The organism is Acidimicrobiales bacterium (assembly GCA_035316325.1).
Lineage (GTDB): Bacteria > Actinomycetota > Acidimicrobiia > Acidimicrobiales > VFJN01 > DASXTK01.
Window position 1 is genome coordinate 20,918 of sequence record DATHJB010000020.1, and the last position, 15,247, is coordinate 36,164.

Genomic DNA, 15,247 nt, shown 5'->3' on the forward strand with positions numbered 1-15,247 from the left:
CTCTCAGCCGGCCGGTCGGCCGGCGACGAAATCGAGCGTGCGATCGACGGCGGCGGCGTCACCGAAGGGTGTGACCTGGAGGTCGGTGACGCCGGCGTCGCGCAGGCGGCCGATGGCGTCGGTGAGCGCCCGCTCGTCGCCGACCAGCGCGATCTCGCCCACGTGCGTGGCGCCGGCGAGGGTGAGCACGGCCCGGTAGGCGGGCAGCCGGCCGTAGAGCGCGAACTCGTCGTCGGCCCGGGCGCGGGCAGCGTCGACGTCGTCGGTGAGCATCGTCGGCAGGCTGGCCAGGATCCGGGGTGGCGGCCGTCCGGCGGCCTCGGCGGCGGCGGTGACGGTGGGCACGACGTGGTCCTCGATCGCCCGCAGGCCGGCCATCCACGTCATCGCCCCGTCGGCCGCCCGGCCGGCCAGCCGCAGCATCTGCGGACCGAGCGCGGCCAGCATCACCGGCGGGCACGACCCCCCGTCGACGGGCCGGGCGACGTCGAGCCACAGCTTGGTGCGCAGCTGCGTCCCCCGGTGGTCGACCGACCCGGTGGCGAGCAGGGGCTGCAGGATCGCCAGGTAGTCGCTCATGTAGGCGACGGGGTGCTCGTAGGAGAGCCCGAGGTGCCCTTCGACCACCTTCCGGTGCGACAGGCCCAGGCCGAGCGTGAACCGCCCGCCCAGGGCGTCGTCGACGACGAGCGCCTGCGTCGCCATGGCGGCGGGGTGGCGGAGGTAGGCGGGCACGACGGCGCTGCCGATCTCGATCCGCTCGGTCACCCGGCCGGCGACGGCGAGCAACGAGAGGATGTCGGGCCCGTTGGGGATGCCCGGCATCCAGGCGTGGTCGAGGCCGAGCTCCTCGATGCTCCGCAGCCGGTCGGCGACCCCGGCGATGGTGGCGCCGGCGTTGGGCACGACGACGCCGATCCGCAGTGGTGCCCCCATCGCGCCGCCCTCCCCCTCGTCCCTCGTCCCCGAGCCCGTCCGCCCCTACCCGGCGGCCTCGGGCCGGGGGCGGGTGGCCAGGTGCTCGACCACCCGGACGAAGGCGGCCAGGTCGCGGCGGGGGATCTCGGCGGTCCAGCCCTGCTCCCGTCGGTGCTGGGCCTGGGAGACCTTGCGGATCAGCCGGTCGCCCGCCGGGGTGAGGTGCACCTCGACCAGCCGGCGGTCTCGGTCGAGGCGCTCGCGCCGCACCCAGCCCCGCGCCTCCAGGGTGTTGACCACGCTCGACACCGTGGGCGCCGTGGTGAACAGCAGCCGGGCCAGCTCGCGGGTCTGCAGCGGCCCGCTGACCTGCAGGCAGAACAGCAGCCGGAAGCCGGCCCAGCTCAGCCCGTGGGGGCGCTGGACCGCCGACTCGAAGTCGGCGACGAGCCGGGGTGTCGCCCGGCTGAGCCCGAACATCGCCCGGAAGACGGCGAGGTCGATGCCGGGGACGTCGTCGGAGACAGCGTCCTGCGCCAGCTTCTCGAACCGCTCGGCAGATTCGACCATTGACCCGACCATATCATGTGGCATCTAATGATGTGATGTCTCATGAGTTGGGGAGCGTGCTCCAGGCAACAGAGGAGCTCGCCGCGGTTCCGGTCGATCGACGGCACTGGATCGGGGGTGAGAGGGTCGACTCGGGCGGCCGTGAGCTGGAGGTCTTCAGCCCGATCGACGGCTCGCCGCTGGGCGCGGTCGCTGCCGGCGGGCCGGAGGAGGTGGACGCCGCCGTGGGCGCGGCCCGGGCCGCAGCGCCGGGCTGGGCCGGCCTCGGGGCGGATCGGCGGGGCCGGATCCTCGACCGCTTCGCCGACGCCATCCTCGACCGCCGCGAGGAGCTGGCGCTGGTCGAGACCGTCGACAACGGGTCGCTCCAGGTCGGCAACGTGAAGCGGGTGGTGAACCGGGCCGCCCAGAACATCGCCTTCTTCGCCGACGAGGCGCGGTCGCTGCAGCCGGAGCCGTTCCGGGGCGAGGTCGTGGAGAACCACGTGCGCTACGAGCCCGCCGGCGTCGCCGCCCTGGTCACGCCGTGGAACGCACCGCTGATGCTGTCGACGTGGAAGGTCGGGCCGGCACTGGCGGCCGGCAACACGGTGGTGCTCAAGCCGCCCGAGTGGGCACCGCTCAGCTGCTCGCTGCTGGCCACCATCGCCGACGAGGCCGGGGTGCCGGCCGGCGTGCTCAACGTCGTCCAGGGCCGCGGCGACGAGGCCGGTCAGGCGCTGGTGAGCCACCACGACGTCGACCGCATCAGCTTCACCGGCTCCACCGACACGGGCCGGTCGGTGGCCGCGCACGCCGCCGCGTCGGTCACCCCGGTGAGCCTCGAGCTGGGCGGGAAGTCGCCGTTCGTCGTCTTCGCCGACGCCGACCTCGACGCCGCCGCGGCCACCGTCGCCCAGCAGTTCACCAACGCCGGCCAGGTGTGCCTCGCCGGCACCCGGGTGCTGGTCGAGCGGTCGATCGCCGACGACTTCCGGGCCCGCCTGCGCGATGCCACCGCCCTGGCGACCGTCGGCGACCCCCGCCGTCCCGGCGTTCGGGTGGGGCCGCTGATCCACCCCCGCCAGCTCGCCCGGGTGGAGGGGTTCGTCGAGCGGGCCCTCGATCGTGGAGCTCGGGCGCTCGTCGGCGGTGGCCGTCACCCGAGCGGCGGCCTCTACTACCAGCCCACGATCCTCGACCACGTCGAGCCCGACGCCGAGATCGTGCAGAACGAGGTGTTCGGCCCGGTCCTCACCTGGCAGACGTTCACCGGCGACGACGAGGCCGTGGCGCTGGCCAACGCCACCCGCTACGGGCTGGCGGCCGTGCTGTTCACCCGCGACCGGGCGAGGGCCGAGCGGACGGCCGCCCGGATCGTCGCCGGCACCGTGTGGGTCAACTGCTACTTCGTGCGTGACCTGGCGGCACCGTTCGGCGGCGCCAGGATGTCGGGCATCGGCCGTGAGGGCGGCATCTGGAGCTTCGACTTCTTCTGCGACGTGAAGAACGTGGCCATGAGACACGGCTCGTTCGCCCGCCCCGACGTCGGCATCGGTGGTGGGCTCGGGCGTGGGCCTGGCCGTGGCCCCGGCGCCGGCGCCGGCCGTCATGGGTGAGGTCGTGGCGGCGGCGCTGGTCGCTCACCAGCCGCTGGTCATGTTGCCCCACGACCTGCGAGTGCACCTGGGCGAGACCGGGCGTGACACGACGCTGGTCGAGCCGGGCTTCCGCTGCCTGCGCGAGCACTTCGCCGGCCGCCGGGTCGACACGCTGCTGATCGTCGACACCCACTGGCTGACCACCAGCGAGCACGTGATCGCCGGGGCGGCGCACTTCACCGGCACCTACACCAGCGACGAGATGCCCCGGGCCATCCACGACCTGGCCTACGACTACCCCGGGACGCCCGAGCTGGCCGAGGCGGTGGTGGCCGCCGGGCGGGAGCGGGACCTGCCGGTCGTCAACGCGACCGCCGACTCGCTGCCGGCCCACTACCCGACGCTCAACCTGGTCCACCACCTCCGCACGTCGGAGCGGGTGCTGTCGGTGGGCGTCCTGCAGACCGCCGGTCCCGCCCACTTCCTCGCCTTCGGTGAGTGCCTGGCCGCGGCGGTCGCAAGCGACCGTGGCGGTGGCCGGGTGGCCGTGGTCGGCAGCGGCGGGATGAGCCACACGTTCTGGCCGATCGACCAGCAGCGAGGGCGGGTGGCGCTCGACCCCCGGCACGTGATCTCCGACGCGGCCCGGGAGTGGGACCGCCGCCTCCTCGACCTCTGGGCCGACGGGGACCACGCCGAGGTGGTCGACCTCCAGCCCGAGTACCGGGCGGTCCGGCCCGAGGGCGGCTTCGGTCACTACCTGACCCTGCTCGGCGCCATCGGTGGGCGGGGCTGCCGGGCGCCCGGGCGGCGGGTGTCGGAGTACGAGAACGCCCTCGGCACCGGGCAGGTCCACGTCGTCTTCGACCTCGAGCCCCGATGAGCGTGCTCGACGGGCCGCGGCGGGAGCGGCGGCGGGTCGTCGTCGGCGGGAGGGTGCAGCACGCCGTGGCCGACGGCGGCGCCGGCGGCGGCGGGCTGGTCCTCGACGACGGCCGCCGGGTGCCGGCCGACGACGTGGTCCACCTGGCGCCGGTCGAGCCGGCCACCATCGTGTGCGTCCACCTCAACCACCGGTCCCGGGCCGAGGAGCTGGGCCGTGACCTCACCGGCGAGCATCCCACCTACTTCCTCAAGCCGCCCACCACCGTCAACGGCCATGGGGGCGACCTCGTGCGCCCGGCCGACTGCGAGCTGCTGAACTACGAGGGCGAGCTGGCCGTGGTCGTGGGTCGGCCGATGCGACGGGTCGCCGTCGCCGACGTGTGGGACCACCTGGCCGGGTTCTGCGTGGCCAACGACGTCGGCGCCCACGACTTCCGCGACACCGACGCCGGCTCGATGCTGCGGGTCAAGGGCCAGGACGGCTTCTGCCCGCTCGGGCCGGGGCTGGTCAGCGGCGTCGACGTCCGGCGGGCGCGGCTGCGCACCCGGGTGAACGGCGTGGTCGTGCAGGAGGCCTGCCTCGACGAGATGACCTGGGGGATCGACGAGCTGCTGGCCGACATCACCCGCCACGTCACGCTGCGGCCGGGTGACGTCGTGCTCACCGGCACCCCCTGGCACTCGCGGCCCATGTTCCCGGGCGACACCGTGGAGGTCGAGGTGGAGGGCATCGGGCGCCTCGCCAACCGGGTGGTCGACGGACCGGCGCCCCCCGCCGACTCCCCCGGCTTCCCCGCCACGGTCACCAAGCTCGCCCTCGTCGTCGCCCTCGGCAGCGACTACCGCACCCTGAAGGCCCAGGGCACCACCCCCTCCGCCACCGCCTACCGGGACCACCGCGCCGCCCTCGTCGCCACCAACATGACCCCCCGCAACCCCTAGAGACTGGACGAGGTCGTCGCCCGGCGCCACAGCAGGATGCCGGTGCCGAGGAACCAGAACACGACCAGGCTGGACGTCACCGGCCAGACCGTGGCGTCCAACGCCTTCCGGTTGACGTCCAACATGCTGAGCAGTGCGCTGACGACGACGCTGGAACCGAACGCGATCCCCGCCCAGCTGAACCACCTTGCGAAGGTGCCGCTGAGGAGCGTGGCGATGCCATAGAAGATCGGCGCCAGCCCGAAGAGCGTCAACATGGACACGTACAACAGGTTGAAGATGGTGTAGTAGAGGATCGTGCCGGACAGGACGGCCTCCTCGGTGTGCGAGGAATGGGCGACCCAGACGTCCGACAGCTCGGGCACGACGAGACCGTCGATCACCAGCAGCACGAGCATCAGCGTCGTGCCGATCAGCGCGTTGGCGAGAGCCAGATGGCTGATGCCGTAGCCCCGGGAGCCGACCAACGACCTCGTCAGCGCCACGAACGCGCCGATCAGAACGATCGATCCGAGAAGGATGAGCACGTGCGAGGCGAACCATACGGAGCTGTGGGTGTTGTGATCGAGCCAGGCGACAGGATCGTCGTAGTAGCTCGTCGATCTCGGGTGCATCACGTTGCCGAGGAAGGCGATGACCGTCGCGACGACCGCCATCGCTCCACCCACCTTCAAGAGCTCCCTGTCACCTGATCGAAGAGCATGTTCGGTACTCGTTGCCATTGGTGTTCCCCTGTGTGATCGCCAGCAGTGGTCCTTGGTTGTTCTGCGAGAACTCTGCGGCTTGGACACCACATGGGGTAGATGCCGATGTCACCGGTCGCCGATGACCGGCGGCACACACCACCCATGACGAACGTCATCGGGGTGGTTCGAACCGCGGGGGACGCGGGTGCGTACTGGTCCTCGAACGGCCGATGACCCCCTGTCGGCCCAGGCAAGAACGAGGAGATCATGCACACCAAGCGGAGTACTTCGACGCGCCTGCTCGGCCTCGCCGCCGCAACGACGGCGGCGCTCGCAGCGGGCGTCATGGCCGGCGGTCCTGCCGGCGCGACATCCAGCAACTCGGCGTCGGTGTCCGACGACACGCTCACCGTCATCGGCAGCAGCCGCGGCGAGGCGCTCGCGCTGCGGGTGGCCGCCGACGGCTCCACCACCCTCGAGGTCGACTTCGGCGACGACGGCTCGGCCGACGAGAGCTTCGACCTCACGACGTTCAGCTCGATCGAGGTGTTCCTGCGCAGCGGGAACGACCGGTTCCGGGTCGACGAGGTCAACGGCACCATCTCCTCCGAGGACCTGACCGTCTACGGCGGCAGCGGCAACGACACGCTCGACGGCGGCGCCGGTGGCGAGCTGTTCAAGGCCGGCAGCGGCCGCGACACGGTCGACGGCAACCGGGGCGACGACACCGCCGAGCTCGGCTCCGGGTCCGACACCTTCCGCTGGGACCCGGGCGACGGCAGCGACGTCGTCGAGGGCCGGAGCGGCACCGACACGCTGGACTTCAACGGCGCCAACGCCGCCGAGATCATGAGCCTGTCGCCCAACGGCGGACGCTCGCTGTTCCTCCGTGACGTCGGCAACATCCGCATGGACATGGACGGCGTCGAGCGGCTCGACCTCATCGCGCTCGGTGGCCCGGACACGGTGACGGTCGAGGACATGACCGGCACCGACTTCCGGCAGGCCGACGTCGACCTGTCGGCCCTCGGCGACGACGGCAGCGGCGACGCTCAGACCGACACCGTGGCCGTCGACGGCACGGAGCGGCGTGACAACGTCGACGTCGAGGCCGACGGCTCCACCGTCGAGGTCGACGGGCTGAAGACCACCGTGGACATCACCGGCAGCGAGACCAGCGACGTGCTCCAGGTGAACACCCTGGGCGGCGACGACGACGTCGACGTCGAGGAGGCGGCCCGCGACCTGATCGGCGTGGTCGTCGACCTGGGCACCGGCCAGCGCTGACCCACAGATCCCCCCACACCACGGAACGATCGGGGCCCTCGGCGGGGCCCCGATCCTCCGCGTCAGGGCACACCGACCCCCGGCGCCCGCCAGATGTGACGGCGGGGGACCCAGCAGCGCACCGCGGCCCGGTAGGCCTCGTAGGACCGGCCGAATCGCTCGGCGAGGAACCTCTCCTCGCCCGGCCGGATGGCGACGTTCCACAGAACGGCACCACCGACGGCCAGGGCCAGCGTGGCCGCCGAGCCGTAGGCGATCGCGACCCCGACCATCTGGACCGCCGCGCTCACGGCCATCGGGTTGCGGACGACGCGGTAGGGACCGACGACGACCAGCTCACGGGCCGCGTCGAACGGCACCGGCGTCCCTCGGCCGACGGTCGCCATCACCCACGCCGACACCAGACCGAGCGAGCTTCCGGCGACGAGGACCACTGCGCCGAGAACGTGGCGCCCGGGCCAGTCCCAGCGGGCGACGCCGACGGCGTCCTCTGCCTGGACCGCCAGCCAGGGCAGCGCCCCCAGAGCGAAACCCCACACCACGACGATCTGGAGGACCGTCTTCGCGACGTTCGCCGCCGGACCGGCAGGGCGGGCGACCCGGCGACCCACCGCGAGGCCGAGCGGGCCTTCCGGAGCAGGGCGACCGCCGCCACGATCGACCCGACCGCGAGCACGACGACATCCCCCAGCACGAAGGCGCTCAGCACCCGATGCCGACCGTCGTCGAGCTCGAACCAGCCCCGGACGCGGTCGGACAGCACCAGCCCGAGCCACCACACGACCACCGCGAGCGCCTGACCGATGAGGTAGGCGGCTCCCAAGCCCCGACGGTCCCGCATGCCACCGGGAGGCTACGACCGCGGAACCTTCGGGAGGCGGTGGCCGTCAGGGCGGGCATGCGGAGCGAACCGGCTGAGGAGATGGACCGGCGGCTGCAGTCCCTGGTGTGGGGCTTGGCGGGCGGCGAGCGCGACCGCAGCGGTCAGTGCTTCGGGCCGAGGATGCAGCCCACCAGCACCGCGCCCAGGCCGACGACGCCCACCCACACCCCGGGTGACGGGTCGGGCGCTCCGGTGCCGGTGAACATGATCCACAGAGCGGCGCCGTGGGCGATGCCGGCCAGCACGACCACCATGCCCGAGAGGCGGCGGAAGCCGAGCAGCAGCGACAGGGCGAACGACTTGGGCGACAGGATCGTGGAGAACAGCACGGCGAGGCCCACCCCGACCGCGGCGATCGGCCACAGGCGGTCGACGTAGAGCTCCAGGTAGCGGGCCTTGCCGGTGTCGATCACCTGGGCCGCGGCCTCGGCGGCGGCGTCGCGGGCGGCGTCCTCGACGGCATCCTGCACGGCGTCGGGCGAGGGGACCTGCCCGTCGGCTGCCGGGGGTGCCGGCTCGCCGTCGTCGGGGAGGATGTCCTCCGGCTGGGTCTCGGGGACCGTGAAGGCCGAGCGGATGTCGGACAGCGTGACGTCCTCGCCGCCCGCCTCGAACCACGGCAGCACCAGCAGCGCGGCGAGGAAGCACCCGAACCCCACGACGCCCACCAGGGTGCCGGCCCCGAAGGGCAGGCCACCGCCCCGGGACTCCCGCCGGGGCCGGTCCTCGTCCTGCCGCCTCGGCGGCGCCGCCCGTCGGTTCGGCGGCTGCCCGTACCCGGGCTCCGGCGGTCCGGGCGTCGGCATCTGCCGCGTCGACGGCCCACGAGGTGCCGGCTGCGGGTAGGTCGGCTGGTTCCCGTACCCCGGCGTCGGTTGGCCGTAGCCGGGCTGGCCCCCGTGGTCGTAGTCCGGCTGCGGCCGGGTCGGCGCGGCGCTGTACTCCTGCGTGCCGCCGTAGCCCTGGCCCTGGCCCTGGCCCTGGCTCTGGCCCTGACCTGGCTGGGCGGGGTCCTGGCGGGTCGACTCCGGCGGAGGTGGCGGCACCCGGCGAGGGCGGACCCGCGGGCGGCTCCGGCGGGCGAAGACGCTCGACGACGGATCGTCCGGTTCGTCCCAGTCGCTCACGGCTCCCCTCCCCGGTCGCTGCAGCCGACCCGGCGACTGTAGCCACCCCGGAGTTCGTCAGGGGATGCCGGCCGGCGCGAAGGCGGTGAGCTTGAAGCGGGCGTCGAAGGTGACCATCGACGACACCACCAGCCGCCCTTCGGCCACGGCGATGGACCCGATGCCCAACCCGTCGACGCCGACGCTGCCGATCTCGCCGCAGATGAAGAACCCGCAGCCGTCGGCCCGGAAGGCGTGGACGCGGTTGTCGTTGCCCGCCACGTACACCACGTCGCCGGCGACGGTCGGGGCCCAGGCTCCGTCGGCGGCCCGGGCCGACCACAGCGGCTGGCAGGTGGCCGCCCCGCAGCCGTCGATGTCGTAGACCTGCAGGTAGCCGGCCCCGAAGCCGTTGTTGCTGGCGGCGACGTAGAGGTGCTCGTCGTCGACCGCGATCTCGGCCGACACGGCGTTGAAGGCGAGGCGCCACGCCTGCGTGCCGTCCGTCCGTGAGTACGCCCGCACCTCGCCGTTGGGGCCGCCGAAGCCGGGCTTCACGACGAAGACCTGGCCGCCCGGCCCGACGACGACCGGATGGAAGCCACTCGACAGGTCGAGCTGCCAGATCGGCGAGCACGTCGGAGCGCCGCAGCCGGCGAGCGGGAAGGCCCCGGCGTCGGTGATGACCAGGCCCTGCGACACCGTCACGTTGCCGAAGTTGAGCGACCCGGCGGTCCACAGGACCTGCCGCGTGTCGGCGTCGCGCACCGACAGCGTCGCCGGCGGCAGACCGGGGAAGGGGCACACGGTCGTGTGGACCTCCACGATGTGGTCGCCGCTCTGGACGGGCGTCGTCGCCGTGTAGCCCGACCGGTCCGTCCCGAGGACGTTGCCGTCCCGGTCGAGGCGGGTCAGGCCGAAGACGCACTCGTTCCCCACCGCTCCGTACCAATCCGACCACACCTCACCGTCGACGATGGTGGCCGGGTGGTTGGTGAAGGTGTCGGTGGCGGTCGGCGAGCTGGCGTCGCGGTCCCACAGCGTCGCTCCCGTGGCGGCGTCGAGGGCCAGCACACCGGCCGCCGTCGAGTCCTGGCGCCCGACGAGGACCTTGCCGCCGCTGATCAGCGGGTCGGGCTGGAACCGGGCCGGGAAGTCCACGGACCACCGGGGCGTGAGGCTCGCCACGTTCGCCGCGGTCAGCTTCTGCTCGGAGGGGTTCCAGCGTGTGTGCCCTCCGTCGTAGTCGGGCTGCAGCCAGCAACCCGAGAGCTGAACGCTCACAAGTGCCGCGACAACGCCACGCAGAACGACTCGTCGACGAGCCATCGGAATCCTCCCCTGATCCCCGGTATCCCGGATCCGGGCTCCCCCGCCGCGACCGTACTTCCCGTACGCACGTATTGCACAAGTGTATGGATTCCGCGATCCGTCGAGCGCCCGGGGGTCATTGGTCCTGGCACCTCACGGAGGCGACGGTCGCGTCCCGAGTCACCTGTAGTCGCCGACCAACAGTCGAGTCATCCGTCGTCGGAGACCGACCACAAGCGACTCGAGAGCAACCAAACGACCACAAACGACTCTCCAAACCCCCTTGGACCAGTCATCGAGCGGACCGGGGGTCGACCTCGGCACCCTCCACGCCGCCACGCGCTCGACGCGGACGTGCCCCCGGGGCGGAGGTACGGGTCCGCCCCGGGGGCACGCTGCTGGGATGGATCGGGGCTAACGGAGGTCGAGCTCCTGGACCTCGCCGCCAGCGACGGCCACCTCGGCGAGCCGGGTGCCGTCGTCGTCGAGGAGCTCGTAGGTGCCCTCCGTCATCTCCGGGAAGATGGCCACCCACGCCTTGTCCGCACCACTGGCCCCGAAGAGCCGGTGGTGGACGCCGGTGTGGAAGCGACCCTCCGGCCGGCCCGAGGGCTGGACGTCGAGCTCGCCGCTGGCGGTCAGCTCCGGGAGGTACACCACCAGCGCACCCACGTCGCCGCCGATGTCGAGCACCGGCGTCTCTCCCGGCGGCGTGTGCGGCCGCCACTGCTCCAGCGGATGCGGAAGCACGTGCGGGTGCGCGTGGTCGTGGTCGTGGAGGTGCATGCTCATGGCACGTCGTAGCCCGAGTACGGGAGCCCCATGTACGGGAACCGGTCGAGGAGCTGCCGGCCCGGGTTGTTGAAGGTGCCGTCCTCCACGGCCGACACCGCGTCGTCCGGGGTGAACGTCGGGTCGACCAACGGGTAGGTCGCACCGGCGACCGCCCGCAGCTCGATGGTCACGACGTCGTCGGTGAGCCGCCGCCCGTTGGGGAATCCAGCCAGGTCGCCGCCCAGCAGGCCCAGCCGGTTCGGCGTGGCCGACGGCGGGATCGCCAGGTTCAGCCGCAGCATGTCGGCCTGGGTCCGCCCGGTGAAGTTCTGGAACCCGGGGATCAGACCGGCCGGGATGCCCGTGAGCAGCACGGCCAGCAGGTCGGCCCGGTCCTTGGTCAGGGCCTTCAGGTTCGGGAACACGCCCGGGTAGAGCACCGGCAGCAGCTTCGCCAGCTCGGGCTGGGCCACGAACTTGGCGAACGACGAGTCCTGGTGCGGCCGGACCGCGTTCCACTCGTCCTTGCGCGCCATCGGCACGATGACCTCGTTGAACAGCGGGTTGCCGAGGCGCGACACCTGCATCCACGGACCGGCGAAGCTCGCCCGGCCGCTCCGGTCGCGCAGGGTGGCCTTCTGGCGGTATGCCGCGCCCCACACGCCGATGGTGGCGCTCTGCTTCATCGGGTCGCGGGGGACGTCGTCGCGCTGGGTCGCCCGCGGGATGGGGATCTCGATGGCGATGGTGTGCACGTTGGCTCGGGCCAGGGAGTCCCGGCCGTCGGCGGCCGCCGTCGGGATGAGGTGCAGGTTCTGGAAGGGACGCAGGGTCCCCAGGTCGAACACCGACCCCAGGTCGACGAAGAAGGCGTCGGCCCGCTGGCCGGCGAAGACCCGCTCACCCCGGGGCATGGTGTAGATGGCCTCGTCGGCCAGCCCCGAGTAGTTCGGCGTCGACCGGGGGCCGACGTTGCAGGGCGGGCAGGCCAGGCCCTTGGCCAGCAGGGAGGCGCCCTGCCGGGTGATCCGCGTGACCGAGTAGGTCTGGCGGCGGTTCCAGTTGGCGCTCGTGAGGGAGTCGATCGGCCCGGTGTTGTACAGGAACGTGTTCGGGTTGGTGATCTTGTTCTCGAAGCGGAACTGGTAGGTGACGTCGGCCTTGCCGTCGCCGTTGTTGTCGATGTTGATCTGGTACGTCACGTCGTCACCGAACTCGTAGAAGTTCGGCCCACCCGCCGGTGCCTGCACCGGGACGTAGTTGGTGACGATGGTCACCGTGTTGTTGGGGGTGACGAAGGCGTACGTGTCGGTGTTGTCCGCAAGGGGGTCCTTCAGGATCGAAGGGGCTTCGCGATGGGACGACATCTCTTCCGTCCTCTCAGCTCTTGGCGGCGCGCAGCAGCCGAGCCGCCAGCGCCTTGTCGGTGAACGTGACCTCGCGTTCGCCGACGAGCACCTCGAGCTCTCCGGCGGCGGCGTTCGTCAGCTGGACCACGAGGGGTCCGTTCAGGTCGTCGATCTCGTCCTGGCTCAGGGCGGCCTCGTTGTCGTTGGCCGCGGAGAGCGCCCAGCCGGTACCGAACGCGGTTGCCGCGCCCGCTGCACCGACCGAGCCCGTGACGAGGAACGAACGTCGGGTGACTGGCTCCATGTCTTCCCCTTCCGCTCCACGCCGGATGCGTGGATGCGATGTCGGGAGGCGTTTCGGAGCAATCGCCGGAAGTGGATGACCGAGCGTGCGGGAAGGTCCACAATGACGACATGGACGTCCCTGCCGCGGCACGCTCGGGAGCCGGCTCCGACCCACGGTCGACGGTCGTCGTCACGTCGATCGCGCCCGAGGTGGCCACCGCTCCTGGCCGGGCGACGCCGTTCCACCGGATCGACAGCCAGGAGCCGGCGCGGATCGTCCTGCGGCAGACGGGGCCGAGCAGCTTCGAGCTCGTGGAGGGGTTCGACTACGACGGGCCGGCCGGGCGCTTCCGGGTGACACCGGCCGACCTGCCCGAGACCGACCTGGCGTCGATCCCGCAGTTCATGAGCTGGTTCGTGAGTCGCTACGGCAACCACTCGCTGGCCGCCCTGCTCCACGACCACCTGGTGCACAACGGCACGACGCTCGACCCGCCCGTCACCCGCACCCAGGCCGACGAGGTGTTCCTGCAGGCGCTCACCGACCTCGACGTGCCCTACATCCGCAGCCGTGTGATGTGGGCCGCGGTCACGCTGGCCACCCGGTGGCGCTCGTCGCTCGGCCCCCGCCTGGCGATCGGGCTGTGGGTCGTCCTGGCGACGACGGGCATCGTCACCCTGGTGGCGGGCCTCTTGACGGCGAGCCCGCTGCTGGTGGCGGTCGCGGTGCTGGCGCCGATCCCGGCGTCGCTGCTGTGGAGCGTCCCCCAGAGCGCGGCCGGCCTGGTCGGCGGCTACATGCTGTGGCTGGTCGCCGTGCCCGCGGCCCTGAACCTGGCCGTGTACTCGCTCTACTCGCTGGCCGAGAAGGTCGTGCGGCGGCTGCGGCTGCTGCGGGCGGGGGAGGTCCAGAAGTCCCAGGTCACGCCGCCTCCGCCCTACGCCGCGCGCTGACGCGGGCGAAGATGGGGGCATGACGTTGCCCGCGCTCGTGACCGACTGGCAGGCGCAGGGGGCGATCGAGCAGGTGGGCGGGCACGACCTGTTCGTGGTCGACACCGGCTCCCCGGATGCGCCGGTGCTGGTGATGCTGCACGGCTTCCCGGGGTCGTCGTTCGACTGGCGTCACGTCGTGGCGGCTCTCGCCTCACGCTGGCGGATCGTCACGCTCGACTTCCTGGGCCACGGCCTGTCCGCCAAGCCCGACCGGGCCTACTCGCTGTTCGCCCAGGCCGACCTGGTGGAGGAGCTGCTGGCGGCGCGGGGCGTCACCCGGGCGTCGTTGCTGGCCCACGACATGGGCGACACCGTGGCGGCCGAGCTGCTGGTCCGGGCGTCGGTCGAGTGGATGGCGTGCGTGCTCACCAACGGGTCGATCTTCATCGACATGGCCCAGCTGACCGACGGCCAGCAGCTGCTGCTGTCGCTGCCCGACGAGATGACGGCCGGGTCGCTCGGGGCGGAGGGGATGGCCGAAGGGCTGCGGGCGTCGTTCCCGCCGGGCCGCCCGGCGCCCGAGGAGATGGAGGCGATGGTGGCGCTGATCCTGCGCGAGGGCGGCGACCGGCTGCTGCCGCGCATCATCCGCTACGTCGAGGAGCGCCGCGCCCACCAGCCCCGCTGGACCTCCGCCCTGGTCGACTACCCGGGCACGCTGGTGGCGGCCTGGGGCGACCTCGACCCGATCGCGGTGCCGGCGATGCCCGACCACCTCGTCGACCTGCGGGCCGAGGCGGGGCGCGACACCGAGCTCGTCCACTGGCCCGACATCGGCCACTGGCCCTCGGTCGAGGACCCGGACCTGGTGTCCGGCCTCGTCGCTTCGACTCTTCACGTTCTTTGAAGGGTTTCGACCCGCATGGGGTCGAAACCCTTCAAAGACGCAGGTTCAGGATCAGGCCGGCGGGTCGAGGACGAAGCGGGCGGTGTCGGCGGCGGTGCCGGCCTTCACCCGGTCGACCAGGGGCTGGCGCAGCAGCTGCTTCGTCGTCGCGTAGGCCGTGGCGGGGAGCTGACCGAGCCGCCGGGCCTCGGCGATCGCGGCGGCCTCCAGCTCGGCGGCGGGGACGACCCGGTCGAGCCAGCCGACCGCGACGGCGCCCTGCGGGTCGTACAGCTCCGCCAGCAGCGTGCCCTGCAGCAGCGAGCGCGGGGTGAGCCGGTCGCGGGCCAGCTCCATCGCGAACAGCGGCAGCGACATGCCGATGGCGGTCTCGTTGAGGCCGATCTTGGCGGGCACGTCGGCGCCGAACCGCACGTCGCACGCGGACAGCAGCAGCACGCCGGCGGCCAGGGCGTGGCCGGTCGCCGCCGCCACCACCGGCTGCGGGTGGACGAACAGCCGCATCATCAGGTCGCCGCCCGCGCCCATCAGCTTCAGCGCCGAGCTCATGCCGGAGGACATCACCGACAGGTCGAAGCCGGCCGAGAAGGCCTTCCGCCCGCCGATCAGCACCATCGCCGACGCCTCGGCGGCGGCCGTGTCGAGGGCCGCGTCCAGCCCCGCGATCGCGTCGAAGGACAGGGCGTTGACCTTGCCGTCGTCGAACCGGACGACCGCCACTCCGTCCTCCACCATCGTGGTCACCACCGCTGCACCGTCACCGTCGCTCATGCCGGGGCACGATAACCCTGGCCGTCCGGGACCGCCCAAGGGCGTGTCCTGCGGATC

16 protein-coding genes are annotated in these 15,247 nt (G+C 72.4%); 6 read left to right on the forward strand and 10 right to left on the reverse strand.

The annotated features are described in order from the left end of the window. Positions 1-3: 3 nt before the first annotated feature. Positions 4-936 (reverse strand): TIGR03564 family F420-dependent LLM class oxidoreductase, encoded by a 933-nt coding sequence (locus VK611_02775; protein HMG40217.1) that lies wholly within the window; start codon positions 934-936, stop codon positions 4-6. A gap of 45 nt (positions 937-981) precedes the next feature. Beyond that, positions 982-1,488 (reverse strand): MarR family transcriptional regulator, encoded by a 507-nt coding sequence (locus tag VK611_02780; GenBank protein ID HMG40218.1) that lies wholly within the window; start codon positions 1,486-1,488, stop codon positions 982-984. A gap of 56 nt (positions 1,489-1,544) precedes the next feature. Between VK611_02780 and VK611_02785 the strand changes: the two genes are divergently transcribed. Genes VK611_02785 through VK611_02795 form a run of 3 tightly spaced genes read left to right on the forward strand, consistent with a single transcriptional unit; the run spans position 1,545 to position 4,895 of the window. Next, complete coding sequence (locus VK611_02785) at positions 1,545-3,086, forward strand: aldehyde dehydrogenase family protein (protein ID HMG40219.1); 1,542 nt, start codon at positions 1,545-1,547, stop codon at positions 3,084-3,086. Beyond that, positions 3,040-3,951 carry a hypothetical protein gene (locus VK611_02790; GenBank protein ID HMG40220.1) on the forward strand — a complete coding sequence of 304 codons (912 nt, stop codon included), beginning with the start codon at positions 3,040-3,042 and terminating at the stop codon, positions 3,949-3,951. Before VK611_02785 ends, VK611_02790 begins: the two co-directional genes overlap by 47 nt. Then, a complete protein-coding gene (locus tag VK611_02795) occupies positions 3,948-4,895 on the forward strand; it encodes a fumarylacetoacetate hydrolase family protein (GenBank protein HMG40221.1) in 948 nt (315 codons plus the stop codon). The genes VK611_02790 and VK611_02795 overlap by 4 nt, the downstream gene beginning before the upstream one ends. On the opposite strand, the gene VK611_02800 is transcribed toward VK611_02795, so the two are convergent. Then, positions 4,892-5,686 (reverse strand): hypothetical protein, encoded by a 795-nt coding sequence (locus VK611_02800; GenBank protein HMG40222.1) that lies wholly within the window; start codon positions 5,684-5,686, stop codon positions 4,892-4,894. The genes VK611_02795 and VK611_02800 overlap by 4 nt on opposite strands. Positions 5,687-5,848: 162 nt before the next feature. On the opposite strand from VK611_02800, the gene VK611_02805 reads away from it, so the two are divergent. Further along, positions 5,849-6,868, forward strand: a complete 1,020-nt coding sequence (locus VK611_02805) for a hypothetical protein (GenBank protein HMG40223.1) — start codon at positions 5,849-5,851, stop codon at positions 6,866-6,868. 62 nt (positions 6,869-6,930) lie between these two features. Here the strand turns inward: VK611_02805 and VK611_02810 are convergent, their stop codons facing one another. The 6 genes from VK611_02810 to VK611_02835 all read right to left on the reverse strand — a co-directional run bounded on the left by VK611_02810 (position 6,931) and on the right by VK611_02835 (position 12,595). After that, positions 6,931-7,479, reverse strand: a complete 549-nt coding sequence (locus tag VK611_02810; GenBank protein ID HMG40224.1) for an isoprenylcysteine carboxylmethyltransferase family protein — start codon at positions 7,477-7,479, stop codon at positions 6,931-6,933. Between the two features lie 373 nt (positions 7,480-7,852). Further along, positions 7,853-8,878, reverse strand: coding sequence for a hypothetical protein (locus tag VK611_02815; protein ID HMG40225.1), 1,026 nt, complete (start codon positions 8,876-8,878; stop codon positions 7,853-7,855). A 57-nt stretch (positions 8,879-8,935) separates the two neighbouring features. Continuing rightward, the gene (locus tag VK611_02820) at positions 8,936-10,141 is read right to left on the reverse strand and encodes a PQQ-binding-like beta-propeller repeat protein (protein ID HMG40226.1); all 1,206 of its coding nucleotides are present in this window, start codon (positions 10,139-10,141) and stop codon (positions 8,936-8,938) included. A 441-nt stretch (positions 10,142-10,582) separates the two neighbouring features. Beyond that, positions 10,583-10,960: a hypothetical protein gene (locus VK611_02825; GenBank protein HMG40227.1), complete on the reverse strand. Its 378-nt coding sequence runs from the start codon at positions 10,958-10,960 to the stop codon at positions 10,583-10,585. Then, entirely contained in the window at positions 10,957-12,309 is a 1,353-nt protein-coding gene (locus tag VK611_02830) for a DUF4331 domain-containing protein (GenBank protein ID HMG40228.1), read from the reverse strand. The genes VK611_02825 and VK611_02830 overlap by 4 nt, the downstream gene beginning before the upstream one ends. A gap of 13 nt (positions 12,310-12,322) precedes the next feature. Then, positions 12,323-12,595 carry a hypothetical protein gene (locus VK611_02835; GenBank protein HMG40229.1) on the reverse strand — a complete coding sequence of 91 codons (273 nt, stop codon included), beginning with the start codon at positions 12,593-12,595 and terminating at the stop codon, positions 12,323-12,325. A gap of 110 nt (positions 12,596-12,705) precedes the next feature. Between VK611_02835 and VK611_02840 the strand changes: the two genes are divergently transcribed. Together VK611_02840 and VK611_02845 are read left to right on the forward strand one after the other, a co-directional pair. Continuing rightward, the gene (locus tag VK611_02840) at positions 12,706-13,530 is read left to right on the forward strand and encodes a DUF1353 domain-containing protein (GenBank protein HMG40230.1); all 825 of its coding nucleotides are present in this window, start codon (positions 12,706-12,708) and stop codon (positions 13,528-13,530) included. Between the two features lie 19 nt (positions 13,531-13,549). Further along, a complete protein-coding gene (locus tag VK611_02845) occupies positions 13,550-14,419 on the forward strand; it encodes an alpha/beta hydrolase (GenBank protein ID HMG40231.1) in 870 nt (289 codons plus the stop codon). A gap of 51 nt (positions 14,420-14,470) precedes the next feature. Here the strand turns inward: VK611_02845 and VK611_02850 are convergent, their stop codons facing one another. Further along, entirely contained in the window at positions 14,471-15,190 is a 720-nt protein-coding gene (locus tag VK611_02850) for a crotonase/enoyl-CoA hydratase family protein (GenBank protein HMG40232.1), read from the reverse strand. Positions 15,191-15,247 lie beyond the last annotated feature (57 nt).

Bases quoted from the DNA above. Each gene is read 5' to 3' on its own strand.
- VK611_02775 (HMG40217.1), bottom strand. From the start codon at position 936: ATGGGGGCACCACTGCGGATCGGCGTCGTCGTGCCCAACGCCGGCGCC.
- VK611_02780 (HMG40218.1), bottom strand. From the start codon at position 1,488: ATGGTCGAATCTGCCGAGCGGTTCGAGAAGCTGGCGCAGGACGCTGTC.
- VK611_02795 (HMG40221.1), top strand. From the start codon at position 3,948: ATGAGCGTGCTCGACGGGCCGCGGCGGGAGCGGCGGCGGGTCGTCGTC.
- VK611_02805 (HMG40223.1), top strand. From the start codon at position 5,849: ATGCACACCAAGCGGAGTACTTCGACGCGCCTGCTCGGCCTCGCCGCC.
- VK611_02825 (HMG40227.1), bottom strand. From the start codon at position 10,960: ATGAGCATGCACCTCCACGACCACGACCACGCGCACCCGCACGTGCTT.
- VK611_02830 (HMG40228.1), bottom strand. From the start codon at position 12,309: ATGTCGTCCCATCGCGAAGCCCCTTCGATCCTGAAGGACCCCCTTGCG.
- VK611_02835 (HMG40229.1), bottom strand. From the start codon at position 12,595: ATGGAGCCAGTCACCCGACGTTCGTTCCTCGTCACGGGCTCGGTCGGT.
- VK611_02840 (HMG40230.1), top strand. From the start codon at position 12,706: ATGGACGTCCCTGCCGCGGCACGCTCGGGAGCCGGCTCCGACCCACGG.
- VK611_02845 (HMG40231.1), top strand. From the start codon at position 13,550: ATGACGTTGCCCGCGCTCGTGACCGACTGGCAGGCGCAGGGGGCGATC.
- VK611_02850 (HMG40232.1), bottom strand. From the start codon at position 15,190: ATGAGCGACGGTGACGGTGCAGCGGTGGTGACCACGATGGTGGAGGAC.